Origin of the sequence: Stenotrophomonas sp. 57, assembly GCF_030291075.1 — a bacterium.
Classification (GTDB): Bacteria; Pseudomonadota; Gammaproteobacteria; order Xanthomonadales; family Xanthomonadaceae; genus Stenotrophomonas.
In genome coordinates, this window is sequence record NZ_CP127407.1 from 4414993 (window position 1) to 4440463 (window position 25471).

Annotated in this window: 24 protein-coding genes; 9 read left to right on the forward strand and 15 right to left on the reverse strand. The window is 67.5% G+C overall.

Going from position 1 to position 25471, the window contains the following annotated elements; translation table 11 throughout:
* A complete protein-coding gene (locus tag QP512_RS20220; RefSeq protein ID WP_286070431.1) occupies nt 1-1005 on the forward strand; it encodes a VacJ family lipoprotein in 1005 nt (334 codons plus the stop codon).
* A 107-nt stretch (nt 1006-1112) separates the two neighbouring features.
* Here the strand turns inward: QP512_RS20220 and QP512_RS20225 are convergent, their stop codons facing one another.
* The 3 genes from QP512_RS20225 to rmuC all read right to left on the reverse strand — a co-directional run bounded on the left by QP512_RS20225 (nt 1113) and on the right by rmuC (nt 3805).
* On the reverse strand, nt 1113-1658 hold the full coding sequence (locus tag QP512_RS20225) for a glutathione peroxidase (protein ID WP_049429202.1): 546 nt from the start codon (nt 1656-1658) through the stop codon (nt 1113-1115).
* Nucleotides 1659-1784: 126 nt separating this feature from the next.
* Nucleotides 1785-2183 (reverse strand): hypothetical protein, encoded by a 399-nt coding sequence (locus QP512_RS20230; protein ID WP_197619875.1) that lies wholly within the window; start codon nt 2181-2183, stop codon nt 1785-1787.
* Nucleotides 2184-2254: 71 nt separating this feature from the next.
* Entirely contained in the window at nt 2255-3805 is a 1551-nt protein-coding gene (gene rmuC / locus QP512_RS20235) for a DNA recombination protein RmuC (protein ID WP_286070432.1), read from the reverse strand.
* A gap of 45 nt (nt 3806-3850) precedes the next feature.
* Here rmuC and QP512_RS20240 point away from each other — a divergent pair, with 45 nt between their 5' ends.
* Nucleotides 3851-4456 (forward strand): glutathione S-transferase N-terminal domain-containing protein, encoded by a 606-nt coding sequence (locus QP512_RS20240; protein WP_286070433.1) that lies wholly within the window; start codon nt 3851-3853, stop codon nt 4454-4456.
* Nucleotides 4457-4617: 161 nt separating this feature from the next.
* Here the strand turns inward: QP512_RS20240 and QP512_RS20245 are convergent, their stop codons facing one another.
* The gene (locus QP512_RS20245; RefSeq protein WP_286070434.1) at nt 4618-5625 is read right to left on the reverse strand and encodes a zinc-binding alcohol dehydrogenase family protein; all 1008 of its coding nucleotides are present in this window, start codon (nt 5623-5625) and stop codon (nt 4618-4620) included.
* A gap of 91 nt (nt 5626-5716) precedes the next feature.
* Here QP512_RS20245 and QP512_RS20250 point away from each other — a divergent pair, with 91 nt between their 5' ends.
* Genes QP512_RS20250 through QP512_RS20260 form a run of 3 tightly spaced genes read left to right on the forward strand, consistent with a single transcriptional unit; the run spans nt 5717 to nt 7766 of the window.
* Complete coding sequence (locus QP512_RS20250; protein WP_286070435.1) at nt 5717-6688, forward strand: LysR family transcriptional regulator; 972 nt, start codon at nt 5717-5719, stop codon at nt 6686-6688.
* A gap of 14 nt (nt 6689-6702) precedes the next feature.
* Nucleotides 6703-7332: a leucine efflux protein LeuE gene (leuE, locus tag QP512_RS20255; protein ID WP_286070436.1), complete on the forward strand. Its 630-nt coding sequence runs from the start codon at nt 6703-6705 to the stop codon at nt 7330-7332.
* On the forward strand, nt 7329-7766 hold the full coding sequence (locus tag QP512_RS20260) for a hypothetical protein (protein ID WP_286070437.1): 438 nt from the start codon (nt 7329-7331) through the stop codon (nt 7764-7766). Before leuE ends, QP512_RS20260 begins: the two co-directional genes overlap by 4 nt.
* Nucleotides 7767-7789: 23 nt before the next feature.
* Here QP512_RS20260 and QP512_RS20265 read toward each other — a convergent pair whose 3' ends face one another.
* Nucleotides 7790-8692 carry a LysR family transcriptional regulator gene (locus QP512_RS20265; RefSeq protein WP_286070438.1) on the reverse strand — a complete coding sequence of 301 codons (903 nt, stop codon included), beginning with the start codon at nt 8690-8692 and terminating at the stop codon, nt 7790-7792.
* Nucleotides 8693-8814: 122 nt separating this feature from the next.
* Here QP512_RS20265 and QP512_RS20270 point away from each other — a divergent pair, with 122 nt between their 5' ends.
* Both QP512_RS20270 and QP512_RS20275 read left to right on the forward strand, forming a co-directional pair.
* Nucleotides 8815-9810 (forward strand): aldo/keto reductase, encoded by a 996-nt coding sequence (locus QP512_RS20270; RefSeq protein ID WP_286070439.1) that lies wholly within the window; start codon nt 8815-8817, stop codon nt 9808-9810.
* Between the two features lie 175 nt (nt 9811-9985).
* A complete protein-coding gene (locus tag QP512_RS20275) occupies nt 9986-11413 on the forward strand; it encodes an amino acid permease (protein ID WP_286070440.1) in 1428 nt (475 codons plus the stop codon).
* A gap of 48 nt (nt 11414-11461) precedes the next feature.
* On the opposite strand, the gene QP512_RS20280 is transcribed toward QP512_RS20275, so the two are convergent.
* The 4 genes from QP512_RS20280 to QP512_RS20295 form a co-directional block, all read right to left on the reverse strand.
* Nucleotides 11462-12703, reverse strand: a complete 1242-nt coding sequence (locus QP512_RS20280) for a dipeptidase (RefSeq protein ID WP_286070441.1) — start codon at nt 12701-12703, stop codon at nt 11462-11464.
* A 105-nt stretch (nt 12704-12808) separates the two neighbouring features.
* Complete coding sequence (locus QP512_RS20285; protein WP_285318739.1) at nt 12809-13078, reverse strand: antibiotic biosynthesis monooxygenase; 270 nt, start codon at nt 13076-13078, stop codon at nt 12809-12811.
* A 92-nt stretch (nt 13079-13170) separates the two neighbouring features.
* A complete protein-coding gene (locus QP512_RS20290) occupies nt 13171-13851 on the reverse strand; it encodes a YafY family protein (protein ID WP_285318740.1) in 681 nt (226 codons plus the stop codon).
* 96 nt (nt 13852-13947) lie between these two features.
* Complete coding sequence (locus QP512_RS20295) at nt 13948-15117, reverse strand: class I SAM-dependent rRNA methyltransferase (protein ID WP_010487449.1); 1170 nt, start codon at nt 15115-15117, stop codon at nt 13948-13950.
* A gap of 319 nt (nt 15118-15436) precedes the next feature.
* Between QP512_RS20295 and QP512_RS20300 the strand changes: the two genes are divergently transcribed.
* Nucleotides 15437-16399 (forward strand): TerC family protein, encoded by a 963-nt coding sequence (locus QP512_RS20300; protein WP_286070442.1) that lies wholly within the window; start codon nt 15437-15439, stop codon nt 16397-16399.
* Between the two features lie 106 nt (nt 16400-16505).
* Nucleotides 16506-17276, forward strand: a complete 771-nt coding sequence (locus QP512_RS20305) for a rhomboid family intramembrane serine protease (RefSeq protein ID WP_286070443.1) — start codon at nt 16506-16508, stop codon at nt 17274-17276.
* A 141-nt stretch (nt 17277-17417) separates the two neighbouring features.
* On the opposite strand, the gene QP512_RS20310 is transcribed toward QP512_RS20305, so the two are convergent.
* The 6 genes from QP512_RS20310 to rpmH all read right to left on the reverse strand — a co-directional run bounded on the left by QP512_RS20310 (nt 17418) and on the right by rpmH (nt 25216).
* On the reverse strand, nt 17418-18533 hold the full coding sequence (locus QP512_RS20310; RefSeq protein WP_286070444.1) for a glycerophosphodiester phosphodiesterase: 1116 nt from the start codon (nt 18531-18533) through the stop codon (nt 17418-17420).
* Nucleotides 18534-18670: 137 nt separating this feature from the next.
* Complete coding sequence (gene mnmE, locus QP512_RS20315) at nt 18671-20020, reverse strand: tRNA uridine-5-carboxymethylaminomethyl(34) synthesis GTPase MnmE (RefSeq protein ID WP_286070445.1); 1350 nt, start codon at nt 20018-20020, stop codon at nt 18671-18673.
* A 3-nt stretch (nt 20021-20023) separates the two neighbouring features.
* The gene (locus QP512_RS20320; RefSeq protein WP_286070446.1) at nt 20024-22696 is read right to left on the reverse strand and encodes a polysaccharide deacetylase family protein; all 2673 of its coding nucleotides are present in this window, start codon (nt 22694-22696) and stop codon (nt 20024-20026) included.
* 164 nt (nt 22697-22860) lie between these two features.
* On the reverse strand, nt 22861-24576 hold the full coding sequence (gene yidC / locus QP512_RS20325) for a membrane protein insertase YidC (RefSeq protein WP_286070447.1): 1716 nt from the start codon (nt 24574-24576) through the stop codon (nt 22861-22863).
* Complete coding sequence (gene rnpA, locus QP512_RS20330) at nt 24576-25070, reverse strand: ribonuclease P protein component (RefSeq protein WP_125429104.1); 495 nt, start codon at nt 25068-25070, stop codon at nt 24576-24578. Before rnpA ends, yidC begins: the two co-directional genes overlap by 1 nt.
* 5 nt (nt 25071-25075) lie before the next feature.
* A complete protein-coding gene (gene rpmH / locus QP512_RS20335) occupies nt 25076-25216 on the reverse strand; it encodes a 50S ribosomal protein L34 (RefSeq protein WP_005411729.1) in 141 nt (46 codons plus the stop codon).
* Between the last annotated feature and the right edge of the window lie 255 nt (nt 25217-25471).

Below are 25471 nucleotides of genomic sequence, written 5' to 3' on the forward strand. Positions count from 1 at the left end.
ATGAACGTCGTACGCACTCTCCCCCTGATCGTCCTGGCCACCGCGCTGACCGCCTGTGCCGGCAAGCCCGCACGCAGCGAGGCGCCGTCCGCCAGCACCTTGGTCCCGGCCAGCGCTCCGGCCGAGGCGGCGCCCGTTGACACCGGCGTGGCCGACGTCGCCCCGGTGGCCCCGGTGAACACCCCGCCGGTCGCCACCGCTGCAGCGCCAACCCCGGCCCCGGCCAGTGCCGATGCAGCGAAGACCGCAGCGGCCACCGCACCGGGCGGCGATGATGACTTCGATGCCCTCTATGGCGGCGCCGGCAATACCGGCAGCGCGGCGGCCTACGACCCGTGGGAACCGTTCAACCGCAAGGTCCACACGTTCAACAACGCGGTCGACCGCGGCATCGCCCGCCCACTGGCGACCGCCTATACCCACGTCGTGCCGCGCTTCGCCCGCACGGGCGTCAGCAACTTCTTCAGCAACCTGCGCGCGCCGGTGACCATCACCAACCAGCTGCTGCAGGGCCGTGGTGCCGATGCCTGGGACAGCCTGGGCCGCTTCCTGATGAACAGCACGCTGGGCATCGGCGGCCTGTTCGATCCGGCCAGCAAGGCGATGGTGCCGCGTCGCAATGAAGACTTCGGCCAGACCCTGGGCGTGTGGGGCTGGCGTCGCTCGCGCTACGTGGAACTGCCGTTCTTCGGCCCGCGTACCGTGCGCGATGTGTTCGGCCTGGCCGGTGACATCCCGCTGTCACCGATCCGCCGCATCGAAGAGGACAAGGTCCGCATCGGCCTGCAGGGCCTGCAGCTGGTCGACACCCGCGCGCAGCTGCTGGCGATCGACGACCTGCGTGACACCGCGGTGGACGAGTACTCGCTGGTGCGCGATGCGTGGATGCAGCGCCGCAACTACCAGATCGAGAACGATCTGCGCAGCAAGCGCGACCGTGGCCACGACGATGCCAACTCGCCGATTCCGGTCGATGCGATGCCGATGCCGCAGTGGACCCACTGAGCTCGCTGATCGGTGCATGAAAAACCCCGCCTCGGCGGGGTTTTTCTTTGGGCGCTGCGGGGTGGGTCGGAGCCCTTTCCCGTGGAAAGGGATCCGGCCCCGGCCGATCAGGCCGCCAGGGCGGCCTCGATGGCTTCGCGCAGGCGCGCGTCATCGGCCGCCACGTCCGGGGCAAAGCGCGCGAGGACCTTGCCGTCGCGGCCAACCAGGAACTTCTCGAAGTTCCACAGCACCGCCGGTGCTGCGTGGATCGGGATCTCCTTGCTGGCCAGGCGCTCGCGCAACGGGCCTTCACCGATCGACTGCGGCTGAGCGGCGATCAGCTGCTGGTACAGCGGGTGGGTGTCGTCACCGGCCACGCTGATCTTGGAGAACATCGGGAAGCTGACGTCGTAGGTGAGCTGGCAGAACTGCTGGATTTCCGCCTCGCTGCCCGGCTCCTGGCCGAGGAAGTTGTTGGCGGGGAAGCCCAGCACTTCCAGGCCCTGCGCGTGCTTTTCCGCATACAGCGCCTGCAGGCCTTCGTATTGCGGGGTCAGGCCGCACTTGGAGGCCACGTTGACCAGCAGCAGCACCTTGCCCTGGTAGTCGGCAAGCGAGGACGGCTGGCCGTCGATGGTGGTGAGGGAAATGTCCTGGATCGGGGTGCTCACGCGGGGGCTCCGGCTACGGCGGGGAATGGCCCACCAGCATAGCGCCGCGCGCACTGTTGTAGAGCCGAGCCTACGCTCGGCTCATTGCAGGGCAGCCGAGCATGGGCTCGGCTCTACAGGACATCTTCAATCCACGCAGATCGTGCCCTGCGCCTTGCCGTCCTCGATGCGCTGGCGGCAGCCGAAGTTCTGGCTGACATCGCGCTGGCAGGTACCGGTGGCGACGCTGCCAGCGGCCACCTCGCCGCTGGCCAGGCATTGGCCCGTGCAGTCGCTCTTGCGACTGCAGGCCTTGCCGGCATCGGCGTAGGGAATCACGCACTGCTCGCGCTGCAGCCGGCCCAGCCGCTGCAGGGTGCCACCGGCCGCCTGGCAGTCGACGTCGCGTGCCTCCTGGTAGGCCTCGGCGGCTTCGGGGCTGGCCGCAGTGCCGGTCTGCGCCGCCACGTCCACGGCCGGCGGCGCACTGCTGCAGGCGGCAAGCAGCGCAGTCAGGACAAGGCTGGAGCAGAGGCGCAGGCGCATGGCGGTACCTGATCGAAGCGGACAGGCCGCCAGCATACGCATCGGCGATGCAGGCGGCGTGTCAGCGTGGCTCAGGCCTCGTCGCCGTCGTTGCCTTCGTCCTCGCCGGCCCCATCGCCCTCGGCCAGATCACCCAGCAGCGACTGCGCCTGTTCGGACGCCAACGATTCCACGCCACGCAGGCGTCGTTCGATGGTGCGCGTCTTGCGGCTGGCCTCGCCGATGCTGCGGCCGACCGTGGTGATCTGTTTCTCGGCCTTTTCCAGGATGCCGGCGAACTTGCCGAACTCGCTCTTCACCGCTCCCAGCAGGCTCCACACTTCGCTGGAGCGCTGCTCGATGGCCAACGTGCGGAAGCCCATCTGCAGGCTGTTGAGCAGGGCAGTGACGGTGGTCGGCCCGGCCACCACCACGCGATGCTCGCGCTGCAACAGGTCGACCAGGCCCGGGCGCCGGATCACTTCGGCGTACAGGCCTTCGGTGGGCAGGAACATCACCGCGAAGTCGGTGGTGTGCGGCGGCGCGATGTACTTGTCGCAGATCGACTTGGCCTGCACGCGCACCGCGCGCTCCAGCTGGATGCCCTGCAGGCGCACGCCCTCTGCGTCCCCCTGTTCCTGCGCATCCAGCAGCCGTTCGTAGTCCTCGCGCGGGAACTTGGAGTCGATCGGCAGCCACACGGGCGTGTCATCGCTGCTGCGCCCCGGCAGGCGTACGGCAATGTCGACCATTTCACCGCTGTCCGGCCGCACCTTCACCGCACGTGCGTACTGCTCTTGGGTAAGCGTCTGCTCGAGGATGTTCTCCAGCTGCACTTCGCCCCAGCTGCCGCGGTTCTTGACGTTGGTCAGCACGCGCTTGAGGTCGCCGACGCCGGTGGCCAGCTGCTGCATCTCGCCAAGGCCACGCTGCACCTGCTCCAGTCGCTCGGACACCAGCTTGAAAGAGTTGCCCAGGCGCGTTTCCAGCGTCGACTGCAGCTTCTCGTCCACGGTGTGGCGCATCTGCTCCAGCTTCTGTGCGTTGTCGTTCTGCAGCGCGCGCAACTGTTCTTCCAGCGTGGCGCGCATTTCGGCGATGCGCTGTTCGTTGCGCTGGGTCAGTTCCTGCAGGCGCAGGCCCAGGCTTTCGGTCAGGCGCTGCTGCGACTGCGCACCTTCCTCACGGCCCTTGCGCGCATCGTCCACCAATGTCTGCCGCAGCGCGCCAAGCTGGGTGTCGGTGCGCCCGGTGAGCTCCTGCAGCTGCTGGCCGAACGCGTGGATGCGCGCTTCCTGCTGCTGGCCGAAGGTTTCCAGCTGGCCACGCAGTTCCTGCAGGCGCTGTCCCATCAACGCGGCGCCGCGCTGCTGGCTGTCGGCGGCTTCGGCGCGCGCCTTGCGGGCGTCTTCACCCAAGGCTTCGCGCAGCAGGTCCAGGCGCTGGTCGGTGCGGGTGGAGAGGTCGGTCAGCGCGCGGGCAAAACCATCGAGCTGTTCGCGCAGTTCGCTGCGCCCGGCGCGTGCCTCCTCGCGCACCGCCTGTTCCAGGCGGTCATGCGGTGGACGGCGCAGCAGGGCGACCAGCTGCAGGATGAGCACGGCCAATAGAAGGCCGCCAATGAGCAGATATTCGGTTTGCATGGCACAAGTGTAGGCTGGCGGAGTCTCAGCTGCTGCGCCGGAACCATGCTCGCTCTGTACGGAAAGCCCACCTCCATCAATGTGCGCAAGGTGCTGTGGCTGTGCGCGGGGCTGGATCTGCCCCTGCACCACGAGCCTGCGCCACCGGCAGACCTGGTGGCCACACTGAATCCGAACCGGCAGGTACCGGTGCTGCGCGATGGTGACTTCGTGCTGTGGGAGTCCAACAGCATCTGCCGCTACCTGGCCGTGCTCGCCGGCCGTGACGACCTGCTGCCTGCTGCGGCGCAGGCCCGTGCGCGGGTGGAGCAGTGGATGGACTGGCAGGCCAGCGACCTCAACAGTGCCTGGCGCCACGTGTTCATGGCGCGGGTACGGCAACACCCGGACTACCCGGATGACGCCCGCGCCGAGGCCAGCCTGGCGCAGTGGAACCGGCTGATGGGGGTGCTTGATGCACAGCTGGCCGCCACCGATGGCTACGTGGCGGGCAGCACCTTCACCCTCGCTGATGTCGTGCTGGGGCTGTCGACCCAGCGCTGGCGCAGCACACCGGGCAACAAGCCTGTGCTGGCCCGCGTGGATGCCTGGTTCAAGCGCCTGCGCCAGCAGCCCGGTTTTGCGGAACACGTCGACAATGGCGTGGCGTAGCGGACGGCTTCGCCAGCTCTTGGTAGGTGTCGCCCCTGGTCGACACGGCGGATCCACGCCATGCGGTGATGAAGCGTTGTAGAGCCGAGCCCACGCTCGGCTGACGCCCATGCCCGAACGGCAGCCGAGCGTGGGCTCGGCTCTACAGGACGGGTCTGGTCTTACCAGCCTTCCAGCACGATCTTGCCCTTGGCGCGATGGCTCTCCAGCAGCGCGTGCGCGCGCCGCAGGTTGGCCGCGTCGATGCGCCCGAAGTGCTCACCGAGCGTGGTCTGCAGCACACCGGCGTCAATCAGCTCGGCCACCCGGTTCAACAGCTCATGCTGGCGCTGCATGTCCGCGGTCCTGTAGAGCGGGCGGGTGAACATCGACTCCCAGTGCAGCGACAGCGCCTTGCGCTTGAGCGCCATCACATCCACCTGGCCCGGGTCATCGATCAGGCCGAACTGGCCTTGCGGCGCCAGCAGCTCCACGATCTGCGCGTAGTGCTGGTCGGAATGGGTCAGGCTGGCCACGTGCTGCACCTCGCTGATACCCAGGCGTGCCAGGCCCTCGGCCAGCGGCAGGCTGTGGTCGATCACGTGGTGCGCGCCCATCGCGTAGACCCAGTCCTGGGTATCCGGACGCGAAGCGGTGCCGATCACGGTCAGCTTCGTCAGCTTCCGCGCCAGCTGCACCAGGATCGAGCCGACACCACCGGCCGCACCGATCACCAGCAGGGTCTGACCCTCTCCGCCGCCCTCGGGGATGCGCAGGCGGTCGAACAGCAGCTCCCAGGCGGTGATCGCGGTCAGCGGCAGCGCCGCAGCGGCGGCATCGTCGAGGCTGGCCGGCTTGCGGCCGACGCTGCGCTCGTCCACCAGCTGGTACTCGGCATTGCTGCCCGGCCGGTCGATCACGCCGGCGTAGTAGACCGCATCGCCCGGCTGGAACAGGGTCACTTCGCTGCCCACGGCGTCGACGATGCCGACTGCGTCCCAGCCCAGCACGCGCGGGCCGTCGGTGGCCACGCCGCGGCGGACCTTGGTGTCGACCGGGTTCACCGCCACCGCGCGTACCGCCACCCGCAGGTCGCGCGGGCCGGGCTGCGGCAGGTCCAGTTCGATGTCGATCAGGGCCTGCGCATCTTCGATCGGCAGGCCGGCGTGGGTGTAGGCAATGGCGCGCATGGCAGCGGTCCAGTGGGGAAGGAGCGGACAGGTTGCACCGCGCACGGCCACTCAGAAAGGCGCAGAATCGGGCAGCACTTTCACTCCGGCAATGAAGATGATCCGCTTCGACGACCTGCAGTTGTTCGTCCGCACGGCCGCACTGGGCAGCTTCTCGCAGGCCGCGCGCGAGGCCGATCTGTTACCCGGCCAGGTCGCTGCTGCCGTAGCGCGGCTGGAACGCGAACTGGACCTGCGCCTGTTCGTGCGCACCACCCGCAGCCTGCGCCTGACCGGCGAGGGCGCGCTGTACCTGCCGTATGCGCAGGAGGTGCTGGCTACCCTGCGCGAAGGGCGGGCCCGCGTGCAGGGCGAGGACGCCGAACTGCACGGCACGCTGCAGCTGTCGGCGCCGTCGGACTTCGGTCGCAACCTGCTGCTGCCGTGGCTGAGCGCGTTCCGGGCCGCTCATCCACGGCTGCGCCTGCACCTGCGCCTGTCCGACGAAGTGGCCGACGTGTTCCGCGACCCGGTCGACGTGGCCATCCGCATCGGCCACTTCGACGACGCCAACTACGTCGCCCTGCCCCTGCTCGAAGGCAACCGTCGTGTCCTCGCGGCTTCGCCCGATTACCTGCAGCGACGGGGCACGCCTGTGCGCCTGGAGGAACTGCGCGAGCACGATTGCCTGGTCTACCAGCTCAGTGGCCGCGCCTACGATCGCTGGTCCTTCGAGGTCGACGGGCGCCGCACCGTGATCCCGGTGCGCGGCCCGCTGGTCTGCGACGACGCCGATGTGGTGCGGCGCTGGGCGGTGGCGGGAGAAGGCATCACCTACAAATCCTGGCTGGACCTGCGCGAAGACGTGCTGGCCGGCCGCCTGCAGCTGCTGCTCGATGGCGTTGGCAGCCACATTCCGCTGCAGCTGGTGTGCCCGCACCGAAAGCAGTTCTCGCCGGCGGTACGGCAGCTGCACGCGCAGCTGCGCCAGCACCTGCAACCGCTGCTGTCTGGCATGCCCGATGGACTCGCCGGCCCCCTGTCGCCAGTCCCGGCGCTGGCCGACAATGGCAGCCCCCCGTAACAGAGAACACCGCCATGCCGTGGATGGGCATCCAGGACCTGTGGACGTTTCTGGTCGCCGTGCTGGTTTTCCTCGCCCTGCCCGGCCCCGGCACCTTCACCCTGTTGACCGCCACCGGCCGAGGCGGCGTGCGCGGTGGCTACACAGCACTGGCCGGCCTGCTGGTCGGCGACCAGATCCTGATGTGGCTGGCGCTGGCCGGCGTGGCTGCGCTGCTGAAAGCCAATCCGCTGGTGTTCCATGCCGTGCAGTACCTGGGTGCGGCCTATCTGGTGTGGGTGGGCATCGGCCTGCTGCGCACGCCGAAGCACGAGGCTGGTGACGCTGGCCCGATCCGCATGCAGCCGGGCCGCTATTTCCAGCAGGCGATCCTGGTCAGCCTGCTCAACCCGAAGGCGATCCTGTTCTACATGGCCTTCCTGCCGCTGTTCATCGATCCGAAGGCGCACCAGGGCATCGCCACCTTCGCGGCGCTGGCTGGGATCATCCTGGTGGTCAGCATCGCCTACTGCTCGATGCTGATCGGTGTGGGCAACCTGGCCCGCCGCCGGCTGATCCAGCATCCGCGCGTCAGCGATGCATTGCGCCGCGTGGCCGGCCTGTTCCTGGTGGGGTTCGGCATCCGGCTGGGGCTGAACGGGTGAAGGCCTGGCGGGCCGCAGTCGGCGCGTTGCTGTTGACGGCCGGTACTGCCTCGGCCGCCACCGTGCAGGACCATCGCTGCCTGAGCGGTGGTCGCAATGACCGCATCCATCTGGAATGGCGCTGGCTGGCGGGTGGCGGCGCCGACGTGCGCTACGCCGGCCAGCGTGAGCGCCTGACCCTGCGCCGGGTTTCGATGGAGACCACGGTCCTGGCCGAAGATCGCCCCTACCAGTTCGACAGCGTCTGGGAAGAGCGCATCGACGGGCGCCTCAACGGCCGCTACCGGCTGAGCACCCAGGGCGCGCTGGTGCTGGACCTGAGCTACGAACGCGCCCGCGACGGCCGCACCACCGCCTTCCACGATGACCCCGAGGCCTGGCAGGAAGAGGGCTGCCGTTGGCCGGGAGGCGTAGCGGCGCGCGTGATCGATTGAAGCATGCCAGCCAAGGTTGGCATCTACCGGTCGTGCATCTCCGCCCGCAGATGGTCGATGAACACCCGCAGCTTGGGCGCCATCTGCTCGCGCGCGGGGTAGTACAGGTGAAAGCCGGGGAACGGCGGCTGCCAGTCCTGCAACACACTCTGCAGTCGCCCGGCGGCGATGTCGTCGGCCATCAGCGAGGCGAACCCCTGGGCCATGCCCAGACCCGACAGCACGGCATGATGGGCAACACCGGCATCGTTGAACACCAGCCGCCCGCTCACTTCCACCTCCAGGTCGTGGCCTTCGCGGCTGAACTCCCACGGCATCAGCCGGCCGTTGGCCAAGCGATGCACGATGCAGGTGTGGCCCTGCAGGTCATGTGGGGTCTGCGGCATGCCATGGCGTTCGAAATAGGCCGGCGTGGCCACCACCACCTGCCGCTCGGGTGGCCCGACCGGCACCGCGATCATGCCCTGTGCGAGTGATTCGCCCAGGCGGATGCCGGCGTCGAAGCCCTCGGCCACCAGATCGGTCAGCGCGGGGTCGACGCACAGTTCCACCTGCACCTGCGGGTAACGCGCAAGGAAATCGGGCAGCCGCGGCAGCACCATGCGATCGGCGACGATGCGCGGCAGGGTCACGCGCAGCCGCCCGGCAGGCACCGAGCGTGCGCTGTCCAGTTCGGCAAAGGCCTGGTCGATCTGGTCCAGGCCGCCGCGCACGCGCTGCAGGAAACGCGCGCCGTGTTCGGTCAGGCTGACCCGCCGCGTGGTCCGCTGCAGCAGCCGCACGCCCATCCGCGCTTCCAGCGCGCGCACGCTCTGCGACAGCGCCGAGGTCGACACGCCCAGCGCATCGGCGGCGCGGGTAAAGCTGGCGTGCTCGGCCACGTGGACGAAGGCGACCACGGCAGTGAGGGGGACGGAGGCATCCATTGTGAAGGCAGCCTTCAAGGTAAGTCCGGTGGAACGCAGTTTATCCACATGATGGCGTGGAGGATCCTGTGCCCCTCGCCACTGCCCATCCCGGCATGGCGCCTTCCCCCAAGGAGATCCACATGAAGACCCGTACTCTCGGCCCCGCCGGCCCCACCGTGTCCGCCCTCGGCCTGGGCTGCATGGGCATGAGCGCCTACTACGGCGGCCGCGGCAGTGACGATGACGGCATCGCCGTCATCCGGCACGCGCTGGACCGTGGCGTGACCCTGCTCGACACCGCCGATGTGTATGGCCCGCACACCAACGAAGTGCTGGTCGGCCGCGCGATTGCCGGCCGCCGCAACCAGGTGTTCCTGGCCAGCAAGTTCGGTATCGGCCTGGACCCGGCCGACCCGAAGGCGCGGCAGGTCAACGGCCACCCGGACTATGTGCAGGCCGCCTGCGAGGCCAGCCTGCGCCGCCTGGGCGTGGACCACATCGACCTGTACTACCAGCACCGCGTCGACCCGACCGTGCCGATCGAGGACACCGTGGGTGCGATGGCACGCCTGGTGGAACAGGGCAAGGTGCGCTGGCTGGGCCTGTCGGAAGCCTCCGCGTCCACCCTCCGCCGGGCGCACGCGGTGCACCCGATCACCGCCGTGCAGAGCGAGTACTCGTTGTGGTCGCGCGAGCCGGAACAGAACGGCGTGCTGGCCACCACGGCGGAACTGGGCATCGGCTTCGTGCCGTATTCGCCGCTGGGCCGTGGCTTCCTGACCGGCGCCATCCGCAGCCCGGATGACTTCGACGCCGACGACTACCGGCGTACCTCGCCCCGCTTCGAAGGCGAGAACTTCCAGCGCAACCTGGCACTGGCGGGTACCGTGCAGGCGCTGGCCGCCGAGCGCGGCATCGCCGCCTCGCAGCTGGCGCTGGCCTGGGTGCTGTCGCGCGGCGAGCACATCGTACCGATCCCGGGCACGACGCGGCGGGCACGCTTGGACGAGAACCTCGGTGCGTTGCAGGTGGAACTGGATGCGGCCACGCTGGACGCACTGGATGCCGCCTTCCCGCTGCATGCCGCCGCGGGTGAACGCTATTCGGTCAGTGGCATGGCCAACATCGAGTCATAGCAGCGGCCGGGACCAACGCACATGGGTGGCTGCCGCCGGATTGTGCCGATTCCGGCAGCCTGGCCGGGGCGCAGCGCGCGCCCCGCCATGCATGACCCCCGTCAGTGGCAATGCTGCGCTGCGTTCGGTCACACTCGGGAACTTGTCGTTCTCAGTCACCCCTTCCGAGGCCTGCATGTCCCTGTTCCGGCGCAAGTCCCTAGATTCCGTCACCGTCCACGAAGCCGGCAGGCGCCTTATACCGACGCTCAGCTGGCCGCACCTGATCGCGCTGGGCATCGGCGCCATCGTCGGTACCGGCATCTACACGCTGATCGGCGTCGGTGCCAACCTGGCCGGCCCGGCCGTGCTGATCTCCTTCGCCATCGCCGGTGCGGTCTGCGCCTGTGCGGCGCTCTCCTACGCCGAGCTGTCGACGATGATGCCGGCCGCCGGCAGTGCCTACACCTACAGCTACAGCGCGCTGGGCGAAGTGTTCGCCTGGGTGGTGGGCTGGAGCCTGATCCTGGAGTACTCGCTGGTGGTGAGTACGGTGGCGGTCGGCTGGTCCGGCTACTTCGTCGGCTTCCTCGAATGGGTGCACACCCAGTTCGGCTGGAACGTGCACCTGCCGGCCTGGCTTGCGGCCGGCCCGCACGTGGAAGGCGGCATGATCAACCTGCCCGCGATCATCATCACCTGGCTGGTGGCCGGCATGCTGATGGCCGGCACCAAGGAAAGCGCCACGCTCAACGCCATCCTGGTGGTGTTCAAGCTGATCGCACTGGCCATCTTCGTGGCCGTGGCCCTGCCCGCCTTCGACAGCGCCAACCTGCAGCCGTTCATGCCATACGGGTTCGCCAAATCGATGGGCCCTGACGGCGTCGAGCACGGCGTGATGGCAGCAGCGGCGATCATCTTCTTCGCCTTCTACGGCTTCGATGCGATCTCCACGGCCGCCGAGGAAACCAAGAACCCGGGCCGCGACCTGTCGATCGGCATCATCGGCTCGATGATCGGCTGCACCATCGTCTACGTGCTGGTGGCGCTGGCCGCCGTGGGTGCGATGAGCTACGCGGTGTTCGGACACAGCGCCGAGCCGCTCGCCCTGATCATGCGCCAGCTGGGCCATCCGACCGCGGCGATGGTGATCGGCGTGATCGCGATCATCGCGTTGCCGACCGTACTGCTGGCCTTCCTGTACGGCCAGAGCCGCATCTTCTTCGTGATGAGCCGCGATGGCCTGCTGCCGCGTGGCCTGTCCAAGGTCAACGCCCGCACCGGCACACCGGTGGCGACCACGCTGTTCACCGCGGTGGTGGTGTCGGCGCTGGCCGGCGTGGCGCGCCTGGACGAGATCGCGGCACTGGCCAACGCCGGCACCCTGGCCGCGTTCACCGCGGTGGGCATCTGCCTGGTGGTGCTGCGCCTGCGCGAACCCGACCGTGCGCGTACCTTCCGCACGCCGCTGGCCTTTGTGGTCGGCCCGCTGGCCGCGCTGGGCTGCATCTACCTGTTCATCAGCCTGCCGCACACCACCCAGCTGTACTTCCTGGTGTGGAACGTGGTCGGCCTGGTGCTGTACTTCCTGTACAGCCGCCGCAATGCATTGATCGCCAAATAACCGGTTCACCGGTAGTGCCGGCCGTTGGCCGGCCCTACCGCAGGGTGGTCAACCGCCCTGCTTTGCCGCGTACTCCTGCGCCTGGCGCATCACCCGCAGCAGGTTGCCGCCCCAGATGCCGGCAATCTGCTGCTCGGTATAGCCCTTGCGCAGCAGCCACGCGGTGATCTTCGGCAGCTGGCTGACATCGGGCAGATCGCTCAGGCCACCGCCGCCATCCCAGTCCAGGCCGATGCCCACGTGCTCGGGGCCGACCACCTTGAGGATGTGCTCGAAGTGGGCGAAGAAGTCGTCCAGGCTGGCATGGCGCACCGGGTGCTCGTGGTCCAGCGCCTGTTCGGCTTTCAGCAGAGCCACACCCTGCTCGATGCCCATGCCTTCCCAGCCGCCCAGCTGCTTGCTGAGCGCTTCTTCGGCCTGCTTGCGCTCGGGCGTCTTCGCCGTATCGATCAGGTAGCCGCCATAGGCGTTCACCTGGATCACGCCACCGGCCTTGGCCAGCTTGCGCAGGCGCGCATCGTCGAGATTCCGCGGGTGGTCATAGACCGCCTTGGCCGAGCTGTGCGAGAGCACGAACGGCACCGGCATCATCGCCAGCAGGTCATCGAACACCGCGTCCGAGGCATGTGACTGGTCGATCACGATGCCCAGCTTCACCGCCTGCCGCACCAGCTCCTTGCCGGCCGGGCTCAGGCCCTTCCATTCCGCGCCCTTGGGGTCGGTGGCCGAATCGGCGAACTCGTTGTTGGCGAAATGCACGGTGCTGAGCAGGCGCAGGCCGGCGCGGTGGTAGAACGACAGCAGGCTCGGGTCTTCCACCAGCGGGCTGGCATTTTCCATGCTGATGTAGACCACGCGCTTGCCGGCGGCCTTGATCCGCGCCGCGTCATCGGCAGTCAGCGCCAGTGCGAAGCGCTCGGGATTGGCGGCCAGCATTTCGCGGATTTCCATCAGGCGCTGCAGGCCGTGGTCGCGTTCGGCCATGTGCGCAGCGGCGCTGCGGTCCCCCTGGTCGGTGTAGATCGCCCAGAAACCACCGTCCAGCGCACCTTCGACCATGCGTGGGTAGTCCACCTGCGAAAGGGCGTTGCGGTCGTGGCGCTGTTCGATGTCGAATCCGGTGCGGCCGAAATTGGCCGGCGTATCCAGATGGCTGTCGAGGGTGACCAGGCGTTGCTGCAGGGCCTTGGCCCGCGCCAGCTCCTGCGCGCTGAACTCGATGGCGTGGGCGGACAGCGGCGCACTCAGCGCCAGGGCAAGCACGACGGACAGCTGACGCAACGATGGCATGGGGCTTTCACCGGCATTGGGAAGAGCCCGACCATAGCGCTGCGCCCGGCCTTTTTGTAGGGCCGGGCATGAGCCCGGCACTGACAGACGGGTGCCAGGCGTCGATCAACCCGGCAGGAAGTGCTGCATCAGCTGCAGCTCATCAATGGCGGCCATGTACGGTGCAAAGCGCGCATCACCACCGGCGAACGCCTGTGCCGCCGCCTGCGCGCTGGCCAGGTCCTTCCAGTGGGCGATGTCGACGAAGCGGTCGTCGCCGTCCATCGGCGAGAACGGCTGGTAGTCGATCAGACCGGGAAACTGCGCGATGGCCGCGCGCAGCCGCTCACGCAGCATCGGCATGTCGGCACGGGCGTGCGGTTTGACGGTGAACACGGCCAGTTCGAGGACGGAAGAAGCAGGGTGCATGGAGATGCCCGTTGTGGGAGGAGCGCGCAGTCTGCGCAGCCCCTGCTGCCAGCGGGGTGTCAGTGGCCGCGCAGCGCCCAGGCCCGCTGTTGGTAGCGCAGATAGGCTTCCAGACCGACCTGCGCCGGCAGGTCCAGCCCCTCTGCTTCGGCGAGGGCTTCGATCTGGTCCAGGCGGAAATCGCGGTAGTCCTGGCGCAGCGCGCACCAGCTGCCCAGTGTCCAGTGCTGGCCCCAGTGGAACAGGCCAAGCGGGTGCACGGTCCGCTCGCTCGATGCGCCCTGCAACGTGCGATATCGCAGCTGCACACTGCGGCCGTCGGCGATGGCCGTATGCAGTGGCTGCCAGCACGGCAGCGACACGGGTATGGCGCGCAGCGCGCGGGCAGTGCGTGGGCTGGTCGCACGCGTGGGCATGGCCGCCTGCAGTTTGTGCAGCAGCGAACGCGCCGCAGGTTGCAGGTGGCCCGCGCCACTGCAGGCCAGCATCTCCACGGCCAGCTGCAGTGCCTCGGCTTCTGCCGCATCCAGGCTCAGGGGCGGCAGTTCGAAACCGGGATCAAGGCGATAGCCGATGCCGGCCTCGCCATAGAGCGGGATGCCGGCCACGGACAGATCATCGACGTAGCGGTAGATGCTGCGCACCGACAGGCCCAGTTCCGCCGCCAGCACGGCGGCGGTCACCGGCTGGCGCACACGGATCAGGTTGACCAGCTGGAACAGGCGGTCGGCTTTGCGCATGGGCGGTCTTGGTTGTGTAGAGCCGAGCCCATGCTCGGCTGCCAGGCCGATCAGCCGAGCGTGGGCTCGGCTCTACAGAGATCGGCGGTCACGCGGTCAATCCACCACGCGGCAGAACACGGCCTTCAGGTAACGCGATTCCTGCACGTGGGCCATGAACGGATGGTCCGGACCGGCGCCGGCCACCTTCAGGATCTGGATCGTGCGGCCGGAGAAATAGGCCGCGCGGCGCAGCATGTCGAGGAACTGGTCCTCGGCCACCAGGCCGGTGCAGGAGAACGTAGCGAACAGGCCACCCGGCTTGACCACGCCCAGCGCCAGCTTGTTCATGTCCAGGTACTTCTTCAGCGCGGTGATCACCTGGTCGCGGTCGCGGGTCATCTTCGCTGGGTCCAGGATCACCACGTCGTACTGCTCGCCGCGGTTGGCGGCATCGCGCAGCCACGGGAAGATGTCGGACTGGACGAACTTCGGGCGCACGTTGTTCAGGCGCGAATTGCCCTTGGCGATCTGGATGACGTCTTCATCGATGTCGATGCCAACCACTTCCGAGGCACCGCGCGCCGCCGCGTACACGGCGAAACCGCCGGTGTTGCAGCACAGGTCCAGCACGCTTTTGCCTTCCACCTGCTGGCTCAGCCATTCGCGGTTCTCGCGCTGGTCGGCGAAGAAGCCGGTCTTGTGCGCACCGGCCGGGTCGGCGCGGAACTTGATGCCGTACTCGGTGATCACCGACGCTTCGGTGGTGGTGTTGCCATGGAAGTCGAAGCTTTCCTGCTTCTGCACGTGCTCGTCGGCGAAGCTGTGGAAGCGGCAACCCGGGAACTGCTCGCGCAGCGCGTCGTAGATCCACTCGCGGTGGCGGAACATGCCGGCGGCGAAGAACTCGACCACCACCAGGTCGCCGTAGCGGTCGACCACCAGGCCGGACAGGCCGTCGCCTTCGCTGTGCACCACGCGCCAGGCATCGGAGACCGCATCGAGCTTGAGCACCTCACGGCGCAGCGACACCGCCTGGGCGATCTTGCGCGAGAACCAGCCGGCATCGACCGGCACGTTCTGATCGGTTTCGAGGATGCGCACGGCGATGCGCGAGTGCCCGTTGTAGAACCCGCGGCCAATGAACTCACCATCGATGCCGACGACGTCGACGATGGAACCGGGCTTGGGCCGGACGGTCGGCTTCTCGACCAGTTTCTGGAAGATCCACGGGTGGCTGGAACGCCACGCATTCTTGAGGCGGACAATCGGAAGGGGGGTATTCATCCACCTATTGTAAACCGGCCGCCGGGGTCGGATCCCCGCAGGGGCTCTGACTCCATTGGGGTTCCGGCCCCGCCCGGGCCCCATTTGACGGCAGCCCGCCCAGACGGCAGAATCGGCGCCAGAAGGGGAGTAGCTCCCAGACGTTGTCGCCGTCATTTCGAGCCCGCAGGCTCCGGTGCAACGGCAGTTCCAGCCGACTGGGACTGCGAGCGAGACCTTCGCCGTACTGGCGAAGCTCTGTCCCTGGATCCCCTTCCGATCCTCCGTTGCAGATCCTCGCCGTCCGGCCTGGCATTCATCTTTCCAACGGACATTCCCAATGCAGACGATCGGTAACGTGTGGTTGTGGGGCGGCTTCGCAGCGGTGGTGGTCATCGCCCTGCTGGTCGACCTCGTGTTGATGCGCCATGGTGGACCGCACAAGGTCACCTTCAAGGAGGCGCTGTGGTGGTCCATCGGCTGGGTCGCGCTGGCCCTGCTGTTCAATGCCGGCCTCTGGTACTACCTGAATGAGACCGCCGGTCAGGTCGTGGCCAACAAGGTCGGCCTCGAATTCCTGACCGGCTACCTGGTCGAGAAGGCGTTGGCGGTCGACAACATCTTCGTCTTCCTCATGATCATGAGCTACTTCGCGGTGCCGGAGGAGCAGCGCCAGAAGGTGCTCATCATCGGCATCCTGGGCGCGATCGTGCTGCGTACGATCATGATCTTCGCCGGCAGCGTGCTGATCAGCCAGTTCCATTGGCTGCTTTACGTGTTCGGCGCCTTCCTGCTGTTCACCGGCTGGAAGATGTGGTTCGCCGCCGGCCAGGAGCCGGATCTGGAAACCAACCCGGCGTTGCGCTGGATGCGCAAGCACCTGCGCCTGCTGCCGGACTACGCCGGCAACGCCCTGAGCGTGAAGCGCGACGGCGTGCGCTGGTTCACCCCGCTGTTCGCGGTGCTGATCCTGATCGCAGTCACCGACGTGATCTTCGCCGTGGACAGCATCCCGGCGATCTTCGCGATCACCACTGACCCGTTCATCGTGCTCACCTCCAACGTGTTCGCGGTGCTGGGCCTGCGCGCGATGTTCTTCCTGCTGGCCGGCATGGCCGACCGCTTCCACCTGCTGCCGTACGGTCTGGCCCTGGTGCTGGGCTTCATCGGCATCAAGATGATGATCATCGACCTGTTCAAGATCCCGACCCCGGTGTCGCTGGGCGTGGTCGCGGTGATCATCGCCGCCACCGTGGTGCTGAGCCTGATGTACCCGCCGAAGGAAGGCGAAGGCCAGGCCTGAGCCTGACCCGTTGAACGGCACGGCCGGTGGGATTGTCCCGCCGGCCGTTTCCACTCTCCCGCTGCGGTGGCCTTGGTTTCGTGCCAGTCACCGCCATTGCTGAGGTATGGACAACAACGCGCCCCTGCCCGCCGGCGACATGCCGGCCCCCCGCAATGACCGCTCGCGCATCCTGCGGGCGTTCAATGTCAGCCTGGCCGCGGTGCTGGTGCTGGTGGCCGTGTTCGCCCTGCAGGGCACCTTCGACTGGCGGCCGTGGGCCGTGGCGCCATTGGAAGCGAAGGGCCTGCTCGGCCTGGTCGGTGGCCCGATGCTGCATGCCTCGGTCGAGCATATCGCCGCCAACAGCATCGCCATCCTGATCCTGGGCACCCTGGCCGGCAGCGTGTATCCGAAAGCCACCGTACGCGCGCTGCCCCTGCTGTGGCTGGGTTCGGGCCTGGGCGCGTGGATGCTGGGCAACCCCGGCAGCGTGCACCTGGGCGCCAGTGGCGTGACCCATGGCCTGATGTTCCTGCTGGCCAGCCTGGGCCTGCTGCGCCGCGACCGCGCGGCGATCGCTACCGGCCTGATCGGCATGCTGTTCTACGGCGGTATGCTGATGACCGTCCTGCCGCATGCCGACGGCGTGTCCTGGCAGTCGCACATGGGCGGCGCCTTCGCCGGAATCATCGCCGCGCTGCTGTTCCGCAACGCCGATCCACTGCCGCCACGCCAGCGCTACAGCTGGGAAGACGAAGAGGACGAGGTCGAGCCGCTGGCCGACGACGAGCTGGAGCCGCCGGCACCGCATCGCGTACCGGTGCTGTGGCAGCCGCGCGAGGGGCAGGACTACGTGGTGATCCCGTTCCGCCGCCCGGACGACCCGCGCGGTTGATCGGAGACGGGGTCGGATCCCCCGAAGGGGCTCTCACCCCATCCGGCGTCTTCATGGCCCGGTGGTGGCCGACCTTGGTCGGCACGGTTGTCGCGTGCCAACCAAGGTTGGCACCTACCAGGGCACGCGGACCCGCGCGGGTCAGTCCGCCGCGTTACGCGCCGCGCCCATTCCATCCACCGCCTGCCGACCGAGCGCCGGATCATCGGTGAAGAACGCATCGATGCCGGTCGCCAGGTAGGCGCGCATTTCGGCGATCGAGCCTTCGGCGTTGCGCGCGTTGTCGGCACCCTTGCGCAGGTTGCTGGCCTGGAAATGGTTCTCCGGTCGGAAGGTGTACGGAATCACCATCAGCCCCACTGCGTGCGCATCGCGCACCAGCGTGGTTGGCGTGCCCAGTGCGCCCTTGTCATCCAGCGGAATGATCGAGCGCAGCTCCGGGCCGATGCTGTCGGCATAGGTGGCGATGTCCTTCAGCCCGGCCGGGGTCATCATCTGCGCGTAGGTCAGCTTTCCACCAGCCTTGGCGATGTCGGCCGGCTGGGTATCGCCCTTCCACAACAGCTGCAGCAGGCGGATGTTGCTGCCACGCGGGATCTTGCCGCGCAGGTAACGCAGGTTGGCGGTCTCGAACGACTGGATGGTGACCGGACCGACGTTGGTATACGCGTTGCCGCGCAGTGCGGCCAGCAGCTTGTCTTCCATCGGCAGGCCAATCGACTGGAAGTAGGTCGGGTGCTTGATCTCCGGTACCAGGCCGATGCCACGGTTGGCGCGGCCGGCCTGCTGCACCAGGAAGGCCAGGATCTCGTCCAGGCTGGCGATCCGGAACTGGCCGTCGTAGGCGGTGCTGCGCAGCTCCGGCAGGCGCTCGCGTGCGTACAGGGTCTTCAGCTCGGCCAGGGTGAAGTCTTCGGTGAACCAGCCGTCGACCTTCTGCCCGTCGATGACCTTGCTGGTGCGGCGGCTGGCGAATTCCGGATGCGCGGCCACGTCGGTGGTGCCGCTGATCTCGTTCTCGTGGCGGGCCACCATCACCCCGTCCCTGGTCATCACCAGGTCCGGCTCGATGTAGTCGGCGCCGTCGGCGATGGCCTGGGCGTAGGCCGCCAGCGTGTGCTCCGGCAACAGCGCGCTTGCGCCGCGGTGGCCGTAGACCGACACCTTGGGTGCGGCCGGGGTGGAGGATTCAGCACTCATGGCCACCGATGGTGCCACGGCCAGCGACAACAGCAACGCACAACCCCACGACTTCACTGCGACTTCCCCAAGCGGTATGTGATGGGTGTCAGTATGCGGCGGCAATGTGACAGGTGGGGGAAGCCTGCACCTGTAGAGCCGAGCCTATGCTCGGCTGACGGGTAGAACAGCCGAGCACGGGCTCGGCTCTACAGTTACTTCCCGATGCAGAAACTGGAGAAGATCCTTCCCAGCAGGTCATCGGCGCTCATCTGCCCAGTGATCTCGCCCAATGCATCATGGGCAAGCCGCAGCTCCTCGGCGGCCAGTTCCAGATGCTCATGGGCCAGCTCGCCATCGGCGCGCTGTGCGTGTTCCTGCGCGCGTTCGATCGCATCCACATGCCGCGTTCGTGCGGAAAACTCGCCGTCCACCTGCTCGCCCGCCCCGGCCGAGGCAATCGCGCGCAGGCGCGCGTGCAGGTCTTCCAGGCCGGCGCCGGTGGCGGCCGAAACGAACACGCGGTCCGGATCATCCAGCGCCGGCAACGCCGTCAGCAGGTCCGACTTGTTGTGGATGTAGACCTTGTGCGGCACCGCCGCCACGGCATCCCCCAGCGCGGCTTCACCGGCTGCAGGATCACGCGCATCCAGCACGATCAGGGCCAGGTCGGTCCGCTCGATTTCCACATGGGCGCGGCGCATGCCTTCACGTTCGATGGCGTCGCCGCCGTCGCGCAGGCCGGCGGTGTCGACCAGGGTCAGCTCCAGTCCGTCCAGGCGGATGGTCTCGCGCAGGGTGTCGCGGGTGGTGCCTGCGATGTCGGTGACGATGGCGCGTTCGCTGCCGGCCAGTGCGTTCAGCAGCGAGCTCTTGCCGGCATTCGGCGGACCGATCAACACGGCATGCAGGCCATCGCGCAGGCGGCGGCCACGTTCAGCGTCGCGGCGCAGCAGGGCCAGGTCGCTGCGCGCCTGTTCCAGGCCACGCCGTACCTGCGCGCCGCCGAGGGTATCCAGCGGTTCGTCGGCGAAGTCGATGGCCGCTTCCACATGGATGCGCAGCAGCACCAGCTGCTCGACCACGGCGTCGATGCGACGCGAGAACACGCCATCCAGCGAGCGACGTGCCGCGCGCGCGGCGCGGTTGTCGCCCGCAGCGATCAGATCGGCGATGGCCTCGGCCTGGGCCAGGTCGAGCTTGCCGTTGAGGAACGCGCGCTCACTGAACTCACCCGGCCGCGCCTGGCGCGCACCGAGCGCGATGCAGCGCGCGACCAGTTGCTGCAGCAGCACCGGGCTGCCATGGCCCTGCAGTTCCACCACCTCTTCGCCGGTGAAGCTGTTCGGTGCCGGGAACCACAGCACGATGCCATCGTCGATGACCTCGCCATCGGCGTCGCGCAGGCGTGCGTAGTGCGCGTGGCGCGGGCGCAGCGTGGGCGCACCCAATTCATTGGCGATGGCGGCCGCACGCGGGCCGGACAGGCGCAGCAGGCCGACACCGCCCGCGCCGGGGGCACTGGCGATGGCCACGATGGTATCGGTGCGGATTGCATCATTCATGGCTCAGAGTTTCTCCAGCTGCGCCCGTGCCTGCGCGGCACCACTGCCCTGCGGCTGCAGCGCCAGATAGGTGGTGTAGGCCTGCTTCGCCTTGGCCTTGTCGCCGGCGTTGAAGTAGGCATCGCCCAGGTTGAGATAGGCCACGGCGCGCGAGGGGTCGATCTTCAGCGTGTTCTCCAGCCAGCGCGCGGCTTCGGCGAAACGCTGCTGGCGGTAATAGACGAAGCCGAGGTTGTTGGCGGCCTGGGCGAAGTCCGGGCGCAGCTTCAGTGCCTCGGTGAACTGCGCAGCCGCCTCGTCGTACTGTTTCTCGCGATACAACTGCAGGCCGCGGTCATTGGCCTGCTGTGCGCGCTGGCGGTCGGAGGCCGGACCGGCGGTGGGCACCACCAGCTTGGCCTTGCCGCCCTGCAGATCGGCCACGGTCACCGGCGCCTGGGCACCCTTGGCTTCGCTGGCGGCATCCACCTTGTTGTTCAGCGCGATCGCATCGGCAGTCAGCTGGCGCGTATCGGCGTTGAGGAATTCCTGGCTGTCGGGCACCTGGAACACGAACTCGCCGCCCTGCGAACCCGGCAGGCTGCCGAAGGCCGGGGTCTGGTGCGAAACGGCTGAGACGGCCGGCGCCACGTAAGCGGCCAGTTCGGTACCGGTGATCAGGCCATCGCCGTTGAGATCGCCCTTGCCGGCCAGCGCCTGCAGCAGCACCCAGGTGAACACCGAGTGGCCGTTCGGGCCGGCGTCGGCCACCTGCTGGTCGGCGCCGCCGGCGGTCAGCATCTGCCGTGCGCTGCGACGTGCGTTCTCGCGCAGGAACGAGGACGACGACGGGCCACCACGGGTCAGGCCGAGGCCGCTGTAGCAGGCATCCATCACGAACATCACGTGCTTGGCCTGCATGCTCTCGGCAATGTTCTGGATGTCGGTCATCGCGATGGCGTCGGTGGCGAACTCCTTCGGGTCCGAATCCACCGGAATGATGTAGCCCAGGTCGCGTCCGGAGGCGAGCTGGCGGGTGGCGCCATGGCCAGCGAAGAACACGAACACGCGGTCGTTCTTTCCGGTGCGGTCATCGGCCAGGCGGTCGTGGAAGGCGGCCAGGATGTTGTTGCGTGTGGCCTGCTCGTTCTTCAGCACGATCACCTGCGAAGACGGGAAGCCGAACTGCCCGGTCAGGGTATCGGCCACCGCCTGCGCATCGTGGCTGGCGTATTCCAGCTTTGGCCACCTGGCGTAATTGTCGATGCCGACCACGATCGCCCACGACTTCTCGTAGCCGGTGGTGACGGTGGCGGCGCTGGAGTCACCCTTCCGCGCGCGGGCGACGGTGAAGTCGCGGCCGTTCCAGCCTGCGAACTGGTAGCCATCGGCAATCAGCCGGTCGAGGATCTGCGGCAGCGCCTTCACCGCACGGTCGTGGATGTCGTGGAACAGGATGATGCCGCGCTGTTCCTTGTTCACCTGGTCGAGCACGCGCTGCACGATCGATTCCGGCACCGGGTCGGCCCAGTCCATCGAATCGATGTTCCACATGATCGACTTCAGTCCGGCTTCGTTGAGCAGCTGCAGGCCTTCGGTGTTGCGCGCGCCATAGGGGAAGCGGAACAGCGGCGCGCGCTTGCTGTCGACATCCTTCAGCAACGTGTCGGTGTCCAGCACCTGCTGGCGCAGCGCATCACCGGTGGTGCGCGAGAGCTGGGCGTGGGTCAGGCTGTGGTTGCCGACCGCATAGCCCTCTTCCATCAGGCTGCGGCTGATCTTCGCCATCGGTCCAAGGGTAACCTTGCCGTCGGCTTCGACCTTGCCCAGGTTGCGTCCCACTTCGAAGAACACGCCCGGCACGTCGTAGCGCTTGAGGATGGCCACCACTTCATCGGTATAGGCCTTGTGCGGGCCGTCATCGAAGGTCAGCACCACGGTCTTCGGCGGCAGGTCGCGGCCGAAGATCTCGCGGTCGCTGTCCTTCATCGACATGGGGTACGGCTCGATCACCCCGTAGTCGCGCAGGATCGCGTCGCGGCGGTAGTCCTTGTGCAGGTGGGCGATGTAGTCGTCCCACTTCTCACGCTTCAGTTCGATGGCACGGGTGCGTTCGAAGCGGCTGAAGATGCGGGTCAGTTCCTGGTTGTAGTTGCGCTCGATCTCATCGAGCGCGTCCAGGTCCTCGCCGATGCGCTGGTGCAGCTTCACTGCCGGCAGCGACGAGTCGGTGCCGACGCGCTCGTGCAGATCGCGCAGCACTTCGCGGAAGGCGAGGCGATCGGCGTCGAACAGTTCCGGCGCCGACTCGATGTAGTCCAGCACAGTGCCGAGGGTGGCGAAGCGCTGCGGACTGGAACCGCGCAACAGCGTGTCGAACTGCGCGGCGATCGCCGTGCGCTGCTCCAGGCCATCGTGGAACAGCTGCTGGCCCACACGCGTAGAGGTGCCGCGGTCGGCAGACGACTGCTGGTCCTCGTCAGCCAGCAGCACGATGATCCGGCGGTAGCCGTCGAGCTGCTTCTGCAACGCAGCCAGCAACGGTGCGGCGGCCGGATCGGCCGCCGCCGCCGCCTGCGCGCTCGGCTGGGTGACGCTGGTCGCCGGTGCCTTCGCGTCATTGTCACCACAGCCGGCAACGACCAGGGTGAGCAGCAGCGAAGGCAGGAACAGGCGGAACGACGACGCACGCGGCATGGCGGACTCGGTAATGGGAGGAACGGTGTGCGGGGAATTCTAACGCCGCATGCGAAAAGCCCGCCTTGCGGCGGGCTTTCGCGTCGTTTGGGCCGATAGTAGGGTCGACTGTTGGCCGACTGCTCTACTGACAGTCGACTGACAGTCGACTCTACAGGTCGGGATTACTTCTTCTTGACCGGGGCCGGCGCGGTGGTGGCCGGGACCGGCTCGCCGCCATGGCGCTTGGTCATCCACCACTGCTGCAGCAGGCCCAGGCCGCCGTTGACCACCCAGTACAGGACCAGGCCGGACGGCATGAAGGCCATCATGACGCCGAACACCAGCGGCATGAACTGCATCATCTTCTGCTGCATCGGGTCCATGCCCGGTGCCGGGGTCAGCTTCTGGGTGAACCACATCACTGCCACGTTGATCACCGGCAGGATGAAGTACGGGTCGCGTGCGGTCAGGTCCTGGATCCAACCGAACCAGGGCGCCTGGCGCAGTTCGACCGATTCCACCAGCACCCAGTACAGGGCGAAGAAGATCGGCATCTGGATGAGGATCGGCAGGCAGCCGCCCATCGGATTGATCTTTTCCTTCTTGTACAGCTCCATCATCGCGGTCTGGAACTTCTGGCGGTCATCGCCGTAGCGTTCCTTCAGCTGCGCGATGCGCGGCTGGAAGCGACGCATCTTGGCACCGCTCTTGTACTGCGTGGCGGACAGCGGATACAGCACCAGCTTCAGCAGCACCACCAGGCCCACGATCGCCCAGCCCCAGTTGCCGACCAGCTTGTGCACCTGGTTCAGCACCCAGAACAGACCCTGGCCGATCACCGCCATCATCGAGAAGCGGCTGTAGTCGACCACGCGGTCCAGGCCCGGCACGTCTTCCTTGGCGATCTGGTTCACCAGCTTCGGGCCCACCCACAGGCGGGCCTCGGTGCTGGTGGACTGGCCCGGGGCCACGGTGAAGGCCGGGCCACGCGCTTCGATCAGGTCACGACCGGCCACCTGCGACAGCACGTAGTGGGCGGTCTGGTCCTTCTGCGGAATCCAGGCGGTGAAGAAGTGGTGCTGCAGCATCGCCAGCCAGCCGCCGGTGATGTTCTGGTTCAGCGTGCCGTCTTCCAGGTAGTCCTTGAACGCACGACGCTGGTACTTCTTGTCGTTGTCGTACCAGGTGGCGCCGTTGAAGCTGAACGAATCCGGATTGGTCATGCTCCGCGACAGGATGGTCGGGGTGCGGTCCAGGGTGCGGTAGACGTAGCCGTTCCACGGCGCCGCGCCGGTGTTGCTGACTTCGTCCTTGAAGCGCACGGCGTACTCGTTGCGCGAGACGGTCAGGGTGCGCTTGATGGTCACACCGTTGTCGGCGGTCCACACGAACGGGATCTGCAGCTCGTTCTGGCCCTTGGCCAGCACGAAGTCCCGGGTGTCACCGACCAGCTTGAAGCCGTCGGCGCCGGGGACCGGGGTGTTCTTGTCTTCGCTGGCCCAGCCACTGATCGCGCTGTACGGATGCGCGGGGTCTTCGGTCAGCAGGCGGACCGGCGGGCTGCCTTCGTCCTTGGTCTGCGGGAACTGCAGCAGCTCGGCGTCGAGCACGCGGCCGCCGTCCAGCACCAGGCGCAGCACGTCGGTGGTGACGGTCACGCGCTGGCTGGCCGGGGTGGCGCTGGCCTGGGCCTGCGCAGCGGCCTGGCCCGGGGCACCCGGCACCTGCGCGCTGGGGATGGCGCCCGGGGTCGCGCCCGGAACACTCTGTGCGGCGGCCGGGGCCGACGTGGTCGTCGGTGCCGGGGTCGGAGCAGCCTTTTCACGGCTCCACTCCATCCACAGCAGCACGGCCACCATCAGCCAGGCAAAAATGAGGAATACGCGGGTCTGGTTCATCAGCGGACAGGCTCGGCGGGGCCGGGACGCGATGCCGGCTCGGTCAAAGAAGGAGTTGCGATGCCATCAGGCGGCGGCATTGTGCCGTCCACGCCCGGCGCGGGCAATGCACGCAGGCGACGCAGCAGGCGCAGGAAGGCCTGGCGGATCTCGTCGTTGCTGGCGGAACGCGCAGCACTACGAGCCACGACGACGAAGTCGCCTGGCTGGATGTCGGTACGTGTCTGACGCAGGATGTCGCGCAGGACGCGCTTGATCCGGTTACGCCCGACGGCGTTCGGATCAACCTTGCGGGAAACCGCCAGACCCAGCCTGGCCGGCCGGTCAGCCGGCAGCCAGTGCAGGGTCATCAGCGGATCGGACACACGGCGGGCGCCGTTGAAGACCGTTGAGTATTCGGCACGCGTGCGAACCCGCGCAGAGCGAGGGAATCGCTTGCGCGGGTCTGCAGTATTCACTGTCGAAGGGATTGCGTCTGCCGCGATGTGCGGCATGGCAATCAGGCGCTCAGGACTTTGCGGCCCTTGGCGCGGCGACGCGACAGGATCTTGCGGCCGTCAGCGGTCTTCATACGGGCACGGAAGCCGTGGTCGCGCTTACGCTTGAGGTTGCTGGGCTGATAGGTGCGCTTCGTGGCCATTGGGGGCCTCTCGTATGAATGGGACGGAAAGAACCGGAAATTCTAGAGAGGTACCCCGCCCCAAGTCAACCCCTGGCAGCTACGCGAATTCACCGGGCTGTGCAATAGCTGTGGATGTTTTTGTGAATAAGTAGGGGACAAGCATTCCGAAGGCGGGCGCTCGGTGGTAGTCTGAGCCATCCATTTCCCCCCTTTCAGGCCTGTGTTCGGGCGCCTTGTCGCGTCCATGCCCCGGCCACCGGACGATTATTGCTG